A 17,334-nucleotide genomic window follows, 5' to 3' on the forward strand; every position below is an offset into this window, starting at 1 on the left:
CATGCTGACGCTTTTCCATCACCCGATGTTTGCCACCTGCCGCTTCGTTCGCCTCGCCTTTGGCGAATATGGCGAGGAGCTGGCGCTGATCGAGGAAAAGCCGTGGACGCGGCGCAAGGAGTTTTTGGCGCTGAACCCGGCCGGTACTCTGCCGATCCTGCTGGCCGAAGGGGATGTGCCGATCGTCGGCGCCATGGTCATCGCCGAATATCTCGACGAGACGCGCGGCGTCTTGAAGCGCGATAAGCGCCTGTTTGCCGAAGACCCGATGCAGCGCGCCGAAATCCGTCGGCTGACCGACTGGTACCTCAACAAAGCCGAGAGCGAGGTAACGCGGCACCTGGTGCGCGAACGCGTGCTTAAGCCTATCATGCCGGAAACGGCGGGCGGCGGCTCGCCCGATTCGGGCGCGATCCGTGCCGCACGCGCCAACATTCGCCAGCACATGAAATATACCAACTGGCTGGCCGGCACCCGCCACTGGCTGGCCGGCAGCAAGGTGACCTATGCCGACCTGGCAGCGGCGGCGACGCTGTCGGTGCTGGATTATCTCGGCGAGATCGACTGGCGCGAGCATGCCGCGGCGCGCGAATGGTACACACGGGTGAAATCGCGGCCCTCGTTTAGGCCGCTGCTCTCCGACCGGGTGCGCGGCCTGTCGCCGGTGTCGCATTATGCGGACCTCGACTTCTAAACGCGAAACCCTGCGCGCGCTGATCGACGCAGAGGCGCGGCGCGCCGGCTTCGATGCCGTCGCCGTCACTAGGCCTGACGCGATCCCTCTGGCGCCGGGACGGCTCGCCGAATTCGTCGCCGACGGTTTTCATGGCTCGATGGCTTGGATCGCCGAGACGCTAGAGCGCCGCAGCGAGCCCTCGACGCTGTGGCCCGACGTGCGCTCGATCATCGTGCTGGCGATGAATTACGGCCCCGACCACGATCCGCGCGGCGTGCTGGAAAAGCGCGACCGCGGCGCGATCTCGGTCTATGCGCAAAACCGCGACTATCACGAAATTATGAAGGGCCGGCTGAAGGAGATCGCCGGCAAGATCGTGGCGCGGGCCGGCGGCGACGTCAAAGTGTTCGTCGACACCGCGCCGGTGATGGAGAAGCCGCTTGCCGAGGCCGCCGGGCTCGGCTGGCAAGGCAAGCACACCAATCTGGTCAGCCGCGAGCATGGCTCGTGGCTGTTTCTCGGCACCATCTTCACCACCGCCGAACTCGAGCCTGACGCGGCCGAAGAGGACCATTGCGGCTCCTGCCGCGCGTGCCTCGATGCCTGTCCGACCGACGCCTTTCCGGCGCCCTACCGGCTCGATGCCAGACGCTGCATCTCCTACCTGACCATCGAGAACAAAGGTCCGATCCCGCACGAGTTCCGCGAAAAGATCGGCAACCGCATCTATGGCTGTGATGACTGCCTGGCCGCCTGCCCTTGGAACAAGTTCGCCCGCGCCGCTTCCGAGGCAAAACTCGCCGCCCGCGCCGAATTGCGCGAGCCATCGCTGGCGGAGCTGTTGCAGTTGGACGATGCCACGTTCCGCACTTTCTTCTCGGGCTCGCCGATCAAACGCATCGGCCGCGACCGCTTTGTCCGTAACGTGCTGATCGCAGCTGGCAATTCCGGCGATGTTTCGCTGGCCAGTTCGGTGCGCGTTTTGCTGGACGATGCCTCGCCGCTGGTGCGGGGTGCTGCCATATGGGCACTGGCCCGGCTGGTGGCGGAGGCCGAATTCAGGGAGCTGGCCGCCATCGGCTCGAACACCGAAACCGACGCGACAGTGCGCGACGAATGGCTGTCCGCGCTGCCAATTGAGGCGCATGCATGAGCGAAAAGCAGATCTTTATCTTCGGCGCCGGCTATTCCGGCAAGGCGTTTGCTCGGGCCAACGAGGAAAAGGCGACGGTTTTCGGCACCTCGCGCTCGCCTGAAAAACTCGAATCACTGAAACAGGCTGGCATCGCGCCGCTACTGTTCGACGGCGCACTGACCCCTGAGATCCGCGATGCGCTGGAGAAAGCCACGCATCTCATCATCTCGGTGGCGCCGGAGGAGGCCGGTGACCCCGTGCTAAATGCAGCGCGCCAGGCGATTGCGGCGATGCCTGCCCTTCGCTGGATCGGCTATCTCTCCACCGTCGGTGTCTATGGCGACTATGGCGGCGGCTGGGTCGACGAGACGGCGGCATGCCGGCCGGTGTCGAAGCGGTCCGTCATGCGGGTGGATGCCGAGCAGGATTGGCTGGAGCTTGGCCGCGAGATCGGCACGCCGGTGGCAATCCTGCGGCTGTCCGGCATTTACGGGCCGGGCCGCAATGCGCTGGTCAATCTGGAGAACGGCACCGCACGGCGGCTGGTCAAGCCCGATCAGGTGTTCAACCGCATCCATTGCGACGATATTGCCGGCGCGCTGTGGCATCTCATCGGCGGCAATAAAGGTGGCATTTTCAACGTAACCGATGACGAGCCGGCGCCGCCGCAGGATGTCGTCACCTATGCCGCTTCACTGATGGGCATCGAGCCGCCGCCGGAAATTCCTTTCGAGACCGCCCAACTTTCGCCCATGGCGCGGTCCTTCTATGGCGAGAACAAGCGCGTCGCCAACACGGCGATCAAGACGGTGGGCTATCGGTTCCGCTTTCCGGACTACCGCCAGGCCTTCGACCGGATGTGGGCTGACGGCACGTGGCGCGACGGCGAGCCGCGCAGTCCGATGAAGGGTGGATAATCGAAACGCGGCGTCGGGCGTGGTATGATTCGCCGAGTTGCGCGGCTTGTGCAGAGGGGGCTCATGACGATTTCGATGCGATCCTTGGCCGGCAGACGGCCGTTCCTGACGGCGGCGCTGGCGATCGTGGCGCTGGCCGGGCTGGCGGCAGCCGCCATCACGGCCGAGCCGCGGGCAAAAGAGCTGTTTGGCGCCAAGAAGCTGCCGGCGGTGGCGGCGGCGCAATCCTTCGGCTTTTATTCCAAGGGCTGTTTTAGCGGCGGTGTCGCTTTGCCCATGGACGGCTCGAACTGGGAAGTGATGCGCCCCTCGCGCAACCGGCGCTGGGGCCATCCGGCGATGATCGCGCTGATCGAGAAACTGTCGCGCGACGCCGCAGCCGACGGCTGGCCGGGGCTTTTGATCGGCGATATCTCGCAGCCGCGCGGCGGCCCGATGCTGACCGGGCATGCCTCACACCAGATCGGCCTCGACGCCGACATCTGGCTGACGCCGATGCCCGGCCGCAAGCTTACCACCCAGGAGCGCGAAAACATCAGCGCCACGTTGATGGTCGACGACAAGACGCATCTGGTAAAGGACAGGCTGTGGAAGCCGATGCACACGCAGCTTCTGAAGCGGGCGGCGAGCTATCCGGAGGTCGAACGCATCCTGGTCAATCCCGGCATCAAGAAGAAGCTGTGCGACACCGTCACCGGCGACCGCACCTGGCTGCGCAAGATCCGGCCGTTCTGGGGCCATGACTATCACTTCCACATCCGCATCGGCTGCCAGCCGGGTTCGCCCAATTGCAAGGGGCAGGAAGCGACGCCCGACGATGACGGCTGCGGCAAGCCGCTGGCCTGGTGGTTCACCGAGGAGCCGTGGAGGCCCAACAAGAACCCGGACGCGCCCAAGGCGCGCGACGTGATGACGATGGCGAACCTGCCGAAACAATGCCAGTTCGTGCTCGATCAGCCCGATGCCGACTCGGTTGAAGCCGTCACCTATCGCGGCGGCGGCGTGGCGATCGCGGCCAGGGCGCCGGAACCCGACGCGCCTTTGCCGCCCATCATCGGCAACGCGGCGGGCCTACCAAGCGCTGCCAACGCCTTCACCGCGACGCCGGAGATCGGCATTCCCTTGCCGAGGCGACGGCCGCCAGCAAACGTCGGACAGTAAAGGCGAACTGACGCTTCCCCTTTCCTGGGTCATGCGCTAGTCAATCGATTGAAACAGGCGCAACGGCGTCGCAAAGGGGACGACCAAGAGCATGTCAGGCGACGACGACGCAGCGTTGCGGTTTCCAGTGCTGATCGGCGACATCGGCGGCACCAATGCGCGCTTTTCGATCGTGCTCGATGCGAATTCGGAAGCCGGCGAGCCGCAGATCGTGCAGACGGCCAATTTCAACACCATCGACGAGGCGATTCAGGCGGCGGTGCTCGACCGCTCGTCGGTGCGGCCGAATTCGGCGGTGCTGGCGATCGCCGGGCCGGTCGATGGCGACGAGATCCCGCTCACCAACTGTCCCTGGGTGGTGAAGCCGAAGCAGATGTTTTCCAATCTGGGCCTGAGCGACATTGTCGTGCTCAACGATTTCGAGGCGCAGGCGCTGGCCGTCGTGGCGCTCGGCGAAGAGCATATGGAAAAGATCGGCGGCGGCACGCCGGAGGAGAATGCCGGGCGCGTCGTGCTCGGCCCCGGCACCGGGCTCGGCGTCGCCGGGCTGGTGCATGCGCTCAACCATTGGATACCGGTGCCGGGCGAGGGCGGCCATATGGACATCGGCCCGCGCACACCGCGTGATTTCGAGGTGTTCCCGCACATCGAGAAGCTCGAAGGCCGTATTTCGGGCGAGCAGATCCTGTGCGGGCGCGGCCTGGTCAATGTCTACCGTGCGGTGGCCAAGGCCGATGGCAAGCCGTCCCCCTTCACCACGCCGGCCGAGATCACCGGGGCAGCGCTGGCCAAGACCGATGCGGTCGCCGAGGAAGCGCTGGCGCTGTTCGTCACCTGTCTCGGCCGCACCGCAGGGGATCTCGCGCTGGTGTTCATGAGCCGCGGCGGCGTGTTTTTGACCGGCGGCATCGCGCAAAAGATCGTGCCGGCGTTGAAGGAGGGCAATTTCCGCGCCGCCTTCGAGGACAAGGCGCCGCACAGCGCGCTGATGGGCTCGATGCCGGTCTATGTCATCACCCACCCGCTGGCAGCCCTTCTCGGGCTCGCTGCCTATGCCCGCAACCCCTCGCTGTTCGGTGTCCAGACCGCAGGTCGGCGCTGGCGGGCATGATCCGCACCGCAAAAACTGGCAATCAACTCTCAATCGCGAACTGAGCCGCGACGAAGTTTCGCCGCCTTGGCCATAGGCAAGCCACGGCCGGGGCGTTAAGAGGGGGGCCGAATTCCAGCCCGCTCTACCCTGCGGAAACCGACGAAGCGCTGCAGATTTGACACTTCAAAGCCCAAAAAGAGTGAAGGCGAGACCGGCCGAGGTCACGGCGGTGCTGCGCCGCATCCTGGCTGAAAACAGCCGCGACTATCACTGGTACTATGCCGTCGCCATCATCTGCTCGCTGCTGGTTTCCGGCACGACGGCCTTCAGCGCCTGGATCATGGCGCCGATGGTCAACCAGATATTCTACGAACGGCAGGGCGGCGCCGTTATCTGGATCTGCGCCGGTTTCATGGGCGCCTTCATGATCCGTGGTTTCGCCGGCTACGGCCAGGCGGTGGCGCTGGCCACCATCGGCAACAATCTGGTGGCGCGCTACCAGAGACGCATCTTCGATCATCTGATGAAGCTCGGCGTCGACTTCTTCAACGACACGCGTTCGGGCCGGCTGGCGGCGCAGGTCAACGAGAATGTCGGCGGCATTCGCGACCTGTTGTCGTTGACCCTGGTCTCGATCACCCGCGACGCCGTCACGCTGGTCGGCCTTGTCGGCGTCATGATTTACCAGGATCCGGTGCTGTCGCTGAGTTCACTTCTGATCGGACCGCCGCTGATCTGGGCCGTCGTCTACATCACGCGCCGGGTACGCAAGATCAACCGGGAGTCGGTGCTGATCAATTCCCGGCTGATCGGGGCCGTGCAGGAGGCCACGCAAGGCATCGCCATCGTCAAGGCCTTCACCATGGAGGAGGAGCTGTCGCGCCGCATCGGCGACCTCGCCGCCAGCGCCGAACAGCGCAGCAACAAGATCGCCCGCGTGTCGGAGCGGCTGTCGCCGATCTCCGACATGCTGGCTGGCCTCGCGGTGACCGCGGTCATCGGTTATTCCGGCTATCGGGCACTGGTCCTCGGCCAGCCACCGGGCGCGGTGTTTTCGTTCATCACCGCGCTGATCCTGGCCTATGACCCGGCCCGGCGGCTGGCGCGCATGCAGGTCTCGATGGAGCGGGCGCTGGTCAATGCGCGCATGATTTACGAGCTGCTCGACCGCGAGCCGAAGCAGGGCGACGCGCCAGGCGCCACAGAGGCGCATTTCACCACCGGCGCGGTGCGGTTCAACAACGTGTCGTTCCGCTATGTCGAGGAAGTGCCGGTGCTGCAGGAGCTGAGCTTCACCGCCGCCGCCGGCAAGATGACGGCCATTGTCGGCGCCTCGGGCGCCGGCAAGACGACGCTGGTGGCGCTGCTGCAGCGTTTTTACGATGTTGATGCAGGCACGATCGAGATCGACGGCCAGGACATTTCCAAAGTCACCAAACACTCGCTGCGCGGCTCGATCGCCTATGTCTCGCAGTCGCCCTATCTGTTCGAAGGCACCATTCGCGACAACATCAGGTATGGCCGGCTATCGGCCACCGACGCCGAGATCGAACAGGCGGCAATCCAGGCTGCGGCCGACGAGTTCATCCGCCAGCAGCCGCAGGGCTACGACACGCCGGTCGGCGAAGGCGGCGCGACGCTCTCCGGCGGGCAGCGCCAGCGCGTCTCGATTGCCCGCGCCATCGTGCGCAACGCACCGATACTGCTGCTCGACGAGGCGACCTCGGCGCTCGACAACGAGGCCGAAGCCCGCGTCCAGGAAGCGCTCACCCACGTCATGGCCGACCGCACCACCATCGTGATTGCGCACCGCCTGTCGACCGTGGTCAATGCCGACCACATCATCGTCATGGAGCAGGGCCGGCTGGTCGAGGAAGGCACGCACGCCTCGCTGATGGCCGATCCACACAGCGTCTACGCCCGCTTCCACCGCGTGCAGGGCAAGAAGGGGCTGGGGCTTGTCGACGACGCCAAGCCGATCCAAACTCCGCTGCCGCGCTCGCGCGGAAAGAAGGTGATGGGGAGGACCGTATGAGCGAATCCGGCGATATGGGCCTGGTGGTGGTAGGGGCGGCCGGCCGCATGGGCCAGACGCTGATCCGCGCCATCCATTCGATCCCCGGCGCGCGCGTGGTCGGCGCGGTCGAACGCGCCGGATCGCCCTATCTCGGCAAGGATGCAGGCGAGCTCGCCGGCATCGGCATCATCAATGTGACGATCTCAGACGACCCGCTGCCGGTGTTCGCCAAGGCCGACGGCGTGCTCGATTTCACCGCTCCGGCCGCTACCGTCGAATTCGCCGGCTACGCCGCGCAGGCTCGCATTGCCCATGTCATCGGCACCACCGGCTGCTCGGCGGAAGACAACGCCAGGATAGAAGCGGCGGCGCGCCACGCGACGATCGTCAAATCCGGCAATATGAGCCTCGGCGTCAATCTGCTGGCGGTGCTGGTCGAGCAAGCGGCGCGCGCGCTCGACGCCGACGATTTCGACATCGAGATCCTCGAAATGCACCACAAGCACAAGGTCGACGCGCCGTCAGGCACGGCCTTGCTGCTCGGCGAAGCGGCGGCGGCGGGACGCGGGATTGCGCTTGCCGGCAACGATGCGCGCGCGCGCGACGGCCATACCGGCGTGCGCAAGCCTGGAACGATCGGCTTTGCCAGCTTGCGCGGCGGGTCGGTGGTCGGCGACCACAGCGTGATCCTGGCCGGCACCGGCGAGCGCATCACGCTGTCGCACCATGCCGAGGACCGCGCGATCTTTGCCCGCGGTGCTGTGAAGGCCGCGCTTTGGGCTCGCGCGAAGAAGCCTGGACTGTATTCGATGCGGGACGTGCTCGGCCTGAGCTGAGGCATCTATTTTTCTTACGCAATTCCGGACGGAAAACCGCTACACACTTTTCCTGGAATTGCTCGGACCCACCCCACAACTCGAAGGAGCAAACATGTCGGGAACTCTCGTGCTCGTGCGCCACGGCCAGAGCGAATGGAACCTGAAGAACCTGTTCACCGGCTGGCGCGATGTCGACCTGACCGAACTGGGTCACAAGGAGGCCAAAGAGGCGGGTGCAAAGCTGAAGGCGCGAGGGCTGAAATTCGACATCGCCTTCACCTCGGCGCTGATCCGGGCGCAGAAGACCTGCCAGCACATCCTCGACGCCGTCGGCCAGAGCGATTTGAAGACGATCCGCGATCAGGCGCTGAACGAGCGCGACTATGGCGACCTCTCCGGCCTCAACAAGGACGACGCGCGCAAGAAGTGGGGCGAAGAGCAGGTGCACATCTGGCGCCGCTCCTACGACGTGGCGCCGCCCGGCGGCGAAAGCCTGAAGGACACCGGCGCCCGCGTCTGGCCCTATTATCTACACGACATGCAGTCGCATGTGCTGAGGGGCGGCACCGTGCTGGTCGCCGCGCATGGCAATTCGCTGCGCGCGCTGATCATGGCGCTGGACGGCAAGAGCGGCGAGGAGATCGTCAAGCTCGAACTCGGCACCGGCGTGCCGGTGATCTACAAGCTCAACGCCGATTCCACCGTGGCGTCGAAGGACGTGCTGGAGGGGTGACCACAGCCTTCCTCGCCCCGTTTACGGGGAGAGGATGCCAGCAGGCAGGTGAGGGGCAGCGCCAGCCGTGGGAATTGAGCCGGCGCCGTGCGGGCGGGTTTGAAAAAAGCGCGTTGACACCTGTCGCTTGCCCGCTTACATGAGCCCGCACCAGCCCAGATGGCGGAATTGGTAGACGCGCACGGTTCAGGTCCGTGTTCCGCAAGGAGTGGAGGTTCGAGTCCTCTTCTGGGCACCAAATTCCCGTTTCGAACCATTCGATATGGTTCAAACGCCTGACAGAAAGCCCGGTTCGCCGGGCTTTTTGTTTATTGGGTATCCAATGCAACTGTCTGTTGGCGTCCTTCAAGCTGTTGGTAAGCTGTTAGGATTTCTTAACTCCTCGCAGATTTTGAGTAGCTACTCACTATTCTGCCGTGGTTCGTGGCGTGAGCATTGGTTGACTTGTAATTGCCTTCAGCGCTCTTGCCTTCGAGCGAAATAGCTGACTTCGCCAAGCGAGCTAGTAGGCTGGTCAGGTTTGACACGACCTCTTCTGCATTCATTTAAGCAACGACTTGCAAGCCGCTAAATTGCGGCGCAAACTAAGCTGTTGGCGTGGGTGTTAACAATGTCAGGCTGGGTAGGCTCATGGGGTGTCGTTGGACCGAATCTGGTTCAGGAGCACCTGATCGGGCGCGCGGCATCGATTCGAAACATGCCGATGCTGCTTCATATGCATCCGCAGCGACGTTGCCGTACAATGTACAGTTTCTGAAAGTCGAGACGCGTATCGAGGCGATGTTGCCATGGCATATTTGACTGGACCTGAGTTGGCGGAACTTAGATCCGTTATAGTTCCCCCCAGAGGAAGATTCCCAAACATCACCAAGTTTGAGATGTTTATCTCAGATACAGGGGGACTCCCTGGATTTGAGCAAGTGGATAGAAATGCGCCGTTTGAGGACATTGTATTTGAGTATTTGAATGAGCTCGACGAGGCGAAATCGCTTCTTTTTCTGGAATCATTGGCGGAAAAATTTAAGCAGGACAACGCTGATATTCGAAATTACCTTGAAGATGACCCGTTGATGACGGTCTTGTCTTTGTTGCGGCCCGGCGACGTGACGGGGCCGAAATGGTTTCGCTTGTATACTCCCGGCCCTGCCTACGACAAAAGCGTGAAATCCGGCTTGTTTGAGTTCTTCGACGACTATCATCCCTTTTCTTCCGAAGTATGGGGTGAGCCGAGCGAACGCACGAAGGAACAGATGGGGGCATCGGGCCACTTTGTTGCGGTCATAACGCAGGACGACGTCGACGCGCGCGACTCCGACCAGGGGGCCTTTGTCCATGCCTTCGAGGACTGGCAGACCTCCGCCGATGAGCATGGTTTCAGGCGCAAGCGTTTCGTCGTGTTACTCTTCGGTCGAAAGGCGGAGTCGTGGTGGGACAAACGGCGGATGCGTGACAATTTCGGCACCGCCAATTCGCCATTCGATGATAGATCGCTCTTCGTGCTGAAACTGCCGGACGTCAGCGAGGATTTGTCCAAGGAAAAGAATGCGATCACCAGGTTTCTGTCGAATCCAGTCGTCAGGGGGCCGTTCGGCGTTGTGGTCTTGGGCGAACCAACCGCCGCTTCCGATGACGCGGCAGGCGCCGCGGCAGATGGTTTAGGTCTCGTCCCCTACCTCAGCAGGCGCAATCCGCATTTCGTCCAGTACTGGCAAGACGGCTGGGCGTCCACAAAGAAGTTGAACCCTAAGGATCGGGAGGAGCTTTTCAAGTCGCTGCCGATCTTCGTCCGGCCGACAGCTAGCAGGGACGCTACCATAACAGGGATCAAGGCAGCGATGATGGTCCCTTTGGTCTCGGCGCTCGGCTACACGCCGGAGGAAATCGGAACGGCATGGGAAACGGTCGGCAAATTCCGCCGTGTCTATTGGCGACCCGAAGGCAATTGGCCGGACGTAACCGAAGCGAAGGACGAGATCGACTACCCATTCGTCGGGCCGCTGAACTCGATTGGCACAAAGCTGCTGAGCCTTGCTGATTTTATCGACATTCAGGGAAACACGATAAGCACTCGTTTCGAGGATATGCCGGCTGACGATCCCAAGAGGACCCTGCTTTCTTCCAGTCTTCAGCAACTGAGGGAGGACACCGATCAACAAGAGGACGATACGGAGCCGGTGTCTCTCGAAATCCTGTCTGAAAGTATCTGCAAATTCGACCGTGCGAAGCTCAATATTGTGGCCGCTCACGACCAGAGGGCGGCTCCTCATGACAAGCGGAGCACGATAGGCCATTTTGAGGATTGGGATGCGACGATCGACCAGCAACTCGCCACCTTTTTTCCCGGACGTGAGCCCAAAGTCCTGCGCATTGCGGTGCTTTTCCAGAATTTCGACGAGTTCGACGGACTTCGCTTCGCCGAGGGGCTGACGGTCAACCGCTGGAACTTGCTCAAGCTTCGGGGCGGCCCCGGTGAGTGGACCTTCGACGGCGAAAATGTGAAGCATCTGAAAGATACGGTCGTAGAGATGTTGCAAGCCTAAAGGGGCGGTCGATGGAAATTGCCAACCCCGCCGAAGTGGCCCCGCGTCCTGAAAACCAGGTCGAAACGTTCGTGCGACGCTGGCAGGGCGGAGACATATATTGCGTGCCTCAACCGCCGGGCATTCTTACCACCGTTCCCTATCCGGGCCTGCGCAGCTTCAGAGTGGATATGAACCGGTTCTTCTGCGGCCGAGAGAATCAAAAGCAGGATTTGAAGAAGTTCTTTGCCGATCGAGGCGGTAGGGAGTCGGACAAGCCGAGGAGGATGACGGTCGTCGTGGGCGGCTCTGGCAGCGGCAAGTCGTCCCTCACCCGGGCCGGGCTTATTGCCGAGCTGAACAGCATTCCGATCAAGGGTCAGTGGGGCGCCTGGTACGTGGTCGATACGCGGCCCGGGACCGACCCAATCAAGCAGCTTCTCGACTCGCTTTGGCTGTCGCTTCGTCGCTTCGTGGACCTGGCTTTCGCCGGAACCAGCACTGCTTCCGACCGCAAGGGCGATTTCCCCGAAAGGAAGCCTGAAGAGAAGGCCGCCTCGGTAGAGCAGGCAAGCGAGAGGATCGGAGCGGTAGCCGGGGCTCTCGGCATCGAATGGGCCGATAACAAGAAGGCCGCAGAAGAAGGTGTCCGACGTTGGTTGACGCGTAAAATATCTCCGCGGCTCGGTACGATTTCGGCTTCGGCGCTGTTCGACTTCGTCGACGGCGCGCTGAAGGCCTTCGATGGCGCGGCGAGCTTCGGCGCGGAACGCAATGTTTCGCCACTGCTGTTCCTGCATGTCGACCAATTTGAGGAGGTTTTCCGGGATGAATGTGACGCGCGTGGACGCGAGGCGCTGATCAAGCTAGTCCGCGATATCCACGACTACAGGCCGGAGCGGCTGTTCGCTGTCGCCACCATGCGCAGCGAGGAGATTCACCGTTTCTCCGAATATGCAGGTATGTCGCAGGTCATCAATTCGTCGATGTATCTCGTCGATCTGGTCGCCGGCGAGGAGATCGAATCGGTTATCGTCGACCCGGCCCAGCGGCTTGCTAGGCTGTGGCAGTTGCCGCTCGACAGCGCGTCAGGCAGGTCCTTCGCCCCTTACACCCAGGAAACGGTGCGCTTGTTGCAGAAGGCGTACTGGCAGGCAGGCGATGCGGCAGTCCACACCGCCGACCGGCTGCCCTTGCTACAGCACGCGCTGCCGCTGGTGTGGGGACGCGCTGTCGAGGAGTGGATTCCGCGGCGCGCCAGCGACCCCAGGGCGCCGTTCGAGATCGGAAAACGGCATCTTGAGACGGTACCAGGGTGGGTCGAAGAGCAGGGCGTAGACAACAGGAGCCAATTGCAGCGTTGCCTCAACGCCGATGCCGACGACGTCTTCACGAAGGCAAGGGACGAGTTCGCCAGCGGCTCATCGCCAAATCAGACAATCTCACCCAAGGACCTCGCCGCAGAGGCAAAAGGCATCCTGAAGGTGGCGTTCAGCTCGCTTGCCCAGCTCGACGACAATGGCAAGCCGGTGCGGCGCTTCATCACCGTCAACAACATGCTGGAAGCTTCGGGAGGCGCCGAGCGATTGGGCAAGACGGACGACGCGTTGGACGAACTCAGGTTCCGCTTGACCAGGGCGCTGGGGAGGTTTGAAACCGCCGGCATGGTCGAGGTGCTTCCTTCCCAAATGCCGGACTCGCTCCCGAAGTACAACGTCACCCATGAGGCCTTCATCCGCAACTGGAGTTCGTATCTGGGATGGTTGGACGAGAAGAAGAACATTGAGACTGGGCTGCGGAATACGGCGAGGAGCGTTAGCGATTTGGGGCCGCAGGACTGGTCCAGATCGACGTGGCGAAATTTCGGGCTGGCGGCGAAGGCCTCGAGCGCGATTCCAGCTGTGAGCGCCAGTGCTCTGGATGAAATATTCGCCGATGATGCGCCCTATAGCCAGAGCTGGGCGGAGGCGGTGCTCGGGAGCAATGCGTCAGATATATCGGGTATCAAGCAGGCTAGGTTATGGGCCAACTGGTGGAAGGATCGAGGCAAGCGATTGAAGGACACCGCGACGGTCCTAACGAGGATCGCAGCGGCAGCGGTCATGGTGGTCTTGGCCGCGCTCTTGTTCACACAGATTGAAAAGAGCCGCTATACCCTTCTTTCGCTTCAAGTTAACGAGGCAAGTAGTGTCGATCGTACCGCCGTATACGATCGAATGTATGATTATGTTATAGGAAAAGCTTATGGTGAATATAATTCAGCGTTATTTTTCTCCGATATACTTAGTCAAACCATAGGTAGCATCGACGAAGGGGCGAGAAAAATATATGGCAGAGACATGAATATCCGATTTCCTGACGAATTTGGCGAAAAGGTTGGCACCTTTGATCGAAAGGACGAACCGGCGCGGTGCGATCAGGTGCCAAATTCATCGGCCGGAAGTGAGCAGAGGAACGGCTTTCGCGATACCCTGGGCAAGGGCTGGCTATGCCAGTCGAAGAATCGGGAGTGGCAGCTGCGGCTCAGCACAGACGCGAATACAGTGCAGATTTGGCGTCGAAATCAACGTACTAACGAAATGTTTTCTCAACGAGTGGCACTGTCTGCTGAAAATCTTGCCCGATTGGAGCAAATGCAGAAGAAAACTGGCCTTCTGGTGAGAGTAGCCGGGCAAGACAAGCCATGTGCTTATTTCTTTTCATCGGAAGGCGTTGTTGGCTTCTGGGTGACAACCATTTCGACGGGCGAATGCAAAGATGACGATGTCTATAGGAAGACCGCTTCTTCTCAAGATGTCATCATGTGGACGACTACTGGATTCAGTGACCCTGACGAGATCGGCCCTGGAGTGAAGGTAGATTGGGATTCGGGGGACGAGTGCGTATATAGAGACGTTCCAGCCCGGGATAGAGAGAACCTAACACTCCAGAGGTGTATAACGGGTGCCGTACTGTTGGACGCTGACAAGAAAAGGATTTTTATTTTTCGCGACCCGATGCGTTGTAGCAGCGAGCTCGAAAGCGACAAACTTGGTAATCCATGCGAAAATAATATTGAGATCCAGTACGACGGTCAAAACGAAGATGAGCCGAACCCCTTGGTGCGAGCGAAGATATTGGACTTTGGGCCGCAAATATTGAGCGCGAAGATCGCGGATGGGTGGCTTTGGCTCAAATATAACGTGAACGGAGAGTCCAAAGTTAAACGGTACCTTGTTGGTATGGAGCCTATGCGAAGGATGCTGAGATCAAGATGGTTGGGCATGAAGTGGAAGAGGCAGAGCTGCGAGGATTCTGCTGACGAATCCGGTACCGACATCCGAATACCAAAATCGTGTAGCGGGGACCCGCAGTGCCAAGCGTATATCGATCAGCAAGATACGGAAGGTGACTGGCCAGCAAGACCCAAGCCTGACGAGGGCAAGCCGAAGGGATTGAAGAAATGCGCCGAAAAGCCTCACTAGTCGCTGTTGCCGGTTTCAACGCCCTGGCCCTCGCGCTGGACGTGCAAGGGACGCAAGCCGCCGTTTCGTCGCAGGAAGAGAGCCCGATCCATCGGCTGCACGAAATTCGTCGCGCCTATATCGAATCGATTGAGCAGAAAGGGTGGGCGATCCAGGGTGACGTTGAAACTGCCCAATACTGGGGCAATTTTCCCAATTTTCCAAATTGGGCGAACTGGAACAACTGGCTCAACGGATGGCGGAATTTTTGAACCCTACGGCCCTCCGGGGCGTCACGCGGCTGCTGGTCATGCAGCCGACGGCATTCTGCAACATCGATTGCGACTATTGCTATCTGCCCAATCGCACCGACCGCACCACGATGCCCGTCGAGACGGCCCGCGAGGCGGCTCGTTTCATTTTCGATGCAAGTCTGAACGCGCCGGATTTCACGGTGGTGTGGCACGCCGGCGAGCCGCTGGTTGTCCAACCGCAATGGTATCGGCTTGCAATGGCCGCAATGCAGGAGGTCGCTCCCCAGGGTCTGGGGCTTCCGCATGCCATCCAGACCAACGGCATGCTCATCGATGAGGAATGGTGCGATTTTTTCCTGGAAACGGGCATGCGCGTCGGCGTCAGTCTGGATGGACCGGCCCGGCTCCACAACGCCAGGCGCAAGACACGATCCGGCCAGGGCACTCACGGCCGGGTCATGCGGGGCATCGAGCAGCTTCAGCGGCGCGGCGTTCCGTTCCACGTCATCTCCGTTGTTGGACGGCCGACGCTTGAGGCAGCGGACGAATTCATGGATTTCTTCCAGTCGCATGGAATTTCCAACATCGGCCTCAACATCGAGGAAATAGAGGGGCCAGTTCATACTTCGACCCTCGAAGCGGATGGTTCCCAGCAGGCCTTTCAAACGTTTTTCGCGCGCGTGATCGAACGCGCATCGCAGGCGATGCCGGTCATACGCCTGCGCGAACGCGAGGATTTGCTCGCTTGCCTGGAAAGTCCAGGGTTTGGAACATTCGGCCATAACTCGCAGAACGTGCCATTTGGCATCGTTACGGTGTCGGTGCGCGGCGAGTTGTTCACCTTCTCCCCCGAACTGGCCGGCACGACCCACGAGCGGTTCGGAGATTTCGGTGTCGGGCAGTTGCCCGGCGCGTCAGTCGATCAAATCCTCGTATCTCCGGCCTTCAGGGCGATGTGGCCCGAGATCGAGGCCGGCGTGAAGCTGTGTCGCGAAAGCTGTCTCTATTTCGACATCTGCCTGGGCGGCGCGCCATCGAACAAGCTTGCCGAGAACGGATCTTTCAACAGCACAGAAACCATGCATTGCCGGATGTCGCACCAGGCCGTGGCCGACGCGGTTCTGGCCGACCTGGAGGGTCGCATGCCGCGGTTCGAGCGAGCGCCTGCGACGGCAGCCTTAGACAAGATCAGCCCTTAAAGCGTTTCACGGAAGTCGCGGAGCTTAACCGGTTCACACTTTTCCTGGAATTGCCTTAGCCCCCCTCTTTTGCGAGATCGACGCAGCGATCAGGCCGATCGGAATGCCTTGGTTGAATTCGGCCACGATAGCGGCTGTCGGGTCGCCGGCGTGGTGAAGGGCAATCAGCTCCAGCTTTTGGTTGAACACGCCGGAGCCGGACGAGCCGGCCAACGTATCCGCATCGTACCGGAACCGCGAACCGTTCTCCGTGATGCCCAATGACTTGCCGATCGCCAACGCCTGCGGCCTTCCCCTCGGGTGCTGAACGATGAGAACCGGCAGGTCCTTGCTCGACGGAGCTATGCCGGCCTTTATGGGAATTGGCTGCGTGCCTTCGACGGGTGCCTTGAGGCGAAGCAACGCGTAGTCGAGGCAGTCCAGGCTGGCAAGGCCCTTGCCTGTTATATCGGCTACCCGATCGTAGGGGCTCTCCGCGACTTCGCTTTGTTCGCCGCCGGCAAGTCCGTAGGGAGTTCCCTCGCTGAGCCCCGACGTATCGTTGGCATAGTTGAACCGGCAGACCACGTCGTCTTGCCCGAGCGACAATTCCTCCACGACGTGGAAATTGGTCAGCACCAGATCCGGTTCGATGAGGATACCCGTCCCCCGCGCTGTTCCGGACGGAGATTCGACGCGGCAGGTGGCCTCGCTGATCAGTGCCAACGACTGAGCCCATAACCGGACGTCTGAAAAGCCTCCACCCTGAACGATCTTCTCCAACGTGAACGATGACGACGTCAGGCGTCCGGGTGGCTCGGCACCAGCCGCCCTGACGGCGTTGGGAAGATTCCGGACGAGAAGATTGTCGGGCCTGTCCTGCTGAAGCGCATCCACCAGCCTGTCTGTCCACCCTCCGGCCTCGGCCTCGGGGAGGAACTCAAAGATTTGAGCCTCATAGCCGCCAGGACCGACAATGTTGTTCAAAGTACCTTTGTCTAGCCTGTCTCCAAGGAAGATGTCGAAGCTTTGTGATCTGGGGTATGCAGAAAGCAGAGCTTTGCGTAAAAGCATGCGCTGGGGTCCGGAAAGCTGGTTCCAATCCACGATGTCTGTCTCCACAAAGTTGGACTTTCTGCGTAAACAATCTACAGGCGACAGGGAAGGTTGGCTATCCACTCCCAACAAATCAATCGGCTCAAATTTCCTCTTTTCTACGATGCTGATCGCCCAGCAATTGGAGACTGCTGTCGGCATGCGTGGGTCGAGGACCAATACAGGCGCTCAGTAATTAAAAGGCCAGTTTAGCCCGCTATAGAGACATCCGGAGAAAGCCCGGTTCGCCCGGGCTTTTTGTTGCTTTGGTGATCCAGTTCGCAGGCGCACTCCT

General features: G+C 61.2%; 13 protein-coding genes and 1 tRNA gene. 13 read left to right on the top strand and 1 reads right to left on the bottom strand.

Features of this window, described 5'->3' with window-relative positions:
- Position 1 precedes the first annotated feature (1 nt).
- From FJV77_RS14425 to grrM, 13 genes are all read left to right on the top strand, one after another.
- Positions 2–694: a glutathione S-transferase family protein gene (locus FJV77_RS14425; protein WP_112559120.1), complete on the top strand. Its 693-nt coding sequence runs from the start codon at positions 2–4 to the stop codon at positions 692–694.
- Positions 675–1,829, top strand: coding sequence for a tRNA epoxyqueuosine(34) reductase QueG (queG, locus tag FJV77_RS14430; protein WP_142867464.1), 1,155 nt, complete (start codon positions 675–677; stop codon positions 1,827–1,829). Before FJV77_RS14425 ends, queG begins: the two co-directional genes overlap by 20 nt.
- Positions 1,826–2,728, top strand: coding sequence for an SDR family oxidoreductase (locus FJV77_RS14435; RefSeq protein ID WP_142867465.1), 903 nt, complete (start codon positions 1,826–1,828; stop codon positions 2,726–2,728). Before queG ends, FJV77_RS14435 begins: the two co-directional genes overlap by 4 nt.
- 63 nt (positions 2,729–2,791) lie before the next feature.
- Positions 2,792–3,889 carry a penicillin-insensitive murein endopeptidase gene (gene mepA, locus FJV77_RS14440; protein WP_142867466.1) on the top strand — a complete coding sequence of 366 codons (1,098 nt, stop codon included), beginning with the start codon at positions 2,792–2,794 and terminating at the stop codon, positions 3,887–3,889.
- A 91-nt stretch (positions 3,890–3,980) separates the two neighbouring features.
- Entirely contained in the window at positions 3,981–5,000 is a 1,020-nt protein-coding gene (locus tag FJV77_RS14445) for a glucokinase (protein ID WP_142867467.1), read from the top strand.
- Positions 5,001–5,157: 157 nt separating this feature from the next.
- Positions 5,158–7,017: an ABC transporter ATP-binding protein gene (locus FJV77_RS14450; protein ID WP_142867468.1), complete on the top strand. Its 1,860-nt coding sequence runs from the start codon at positions 5,158–5,160 to the stop codon at positions 7,015–7,017.
- Complete coding sequence (dapB, locus tag FJV77_RS14455) at positions 7,014–7,835, top strand: 4-hydroxy-tetrahydrodipicolinate reductase (protein ID WP_142867469.1); 822 nt, start codon at positions 7,014–7,016, stop codon at positions 7,833–7,835. Before FJV77_RS14450 ends, dapB begins: the two co-directional genes overlap by 4 nt.
- A 94-nt stretch (positions 7,836–7,929) precedes the next feature.
- Positions 7,930–8,550, top strand: a complete 621-nt coding sequence (locus FJV77_RS14460; protein WP_142867470.1) for a 2,3-bisphosphoglycerate-dependent phosphoglycerate mutase — start codon at positions 7,930–7,932, stop codon at positions 8,548–8,550.
- A 153-nt stretch (positions 8,551–8,703) separates the two neighbouring features.
- A tRNA-Leu gene (locus FJV77_RS14465) sits at positions 8,704–8,788 on the top strand.
- A gap of 682 nt (positions 8,789–9,470) precedes the next feature.
- The gene (locus FJV77_RS14470) at positions 9,471–11,090 is read left to right on the top strand and encodes a hypothetical protein (RefSeq protein ID WP_142867471.1); all 1,620 of its coding nucleotides are present in this window, start codon (positions 9,471–9,473) and stop codon (positions 11,088–11,090) included.
- 11 nt (positions 11,091–11,101) lie between these two features.
- On the top strand, positions 11,102–14,533 hold the full coding sequence (locus FJV77_RS14475) for a hypothetical protein (protein WP_142867472.1): 3,432 nt from the start codon (positions 11,102–11,104) through the stop codon (positions 14,531–14,533).
- Positions 14,512–14,784: a hypothetical protein gene (locus tag FJV77_RS14480; RefSeq protein WP_142867473.1), complete on the top strand. Its 273-nt coding sequence runs from the start codon at positions 14,512–14,514 to the stop codon at positions 14,782–14,784. The genes FJV77_RS14475 and FJV77_RS14480 overlap by 22 nt, the downstream gene beginning before the upstream one ends.
- On the top strand, positions 14,739–15,965 hold the full coding sequence (grrM, locus tag FJV77_RS14485; protein ID WP_246691258.1) for a cyclophane-forming radical SAM/SPASM peptide maturase GrrM/OscB: 1,227 nt from the start codon (positions 14,739–14,741) through the stop codon (positions 15,963–15,965). The genes FJV77_RS14480 and grrM overlap by 46 nt, the downstream gene beginning before the upstream one ends.
- 33 nt (positions 15,966–15,998) lie before the next feature.
- Here the strand turns inward: grrM and FJV77_RS14490 are convergent, their stop codons facing one another.
- On the bottom strand, positions 15,999–17,201 hold the full coding sequence (locus FJV77_RS14490) for a trypsin-like peptidase domain-containing protein (protein ID WP_142867474.1): 1,203 nt from the start codon (positions 17,199–17,201) through the stop codon (positions 15,999–16,001).
- Between the last annotated feature and the right edge of the window lie 133 nt (positions 17,202–17,334).

Origin of the sequence: Mesorhizobium sp. WSM4306 (genome assembly GCF_007003975.1) — a bacterium.
In the GTDB taxonomy this organism is placed as follows: Bacteria; Pseudomonadota; Alphaproteobacteria; order Rhizobiales; family Rhizobiaceae; genus Mesorhizobium.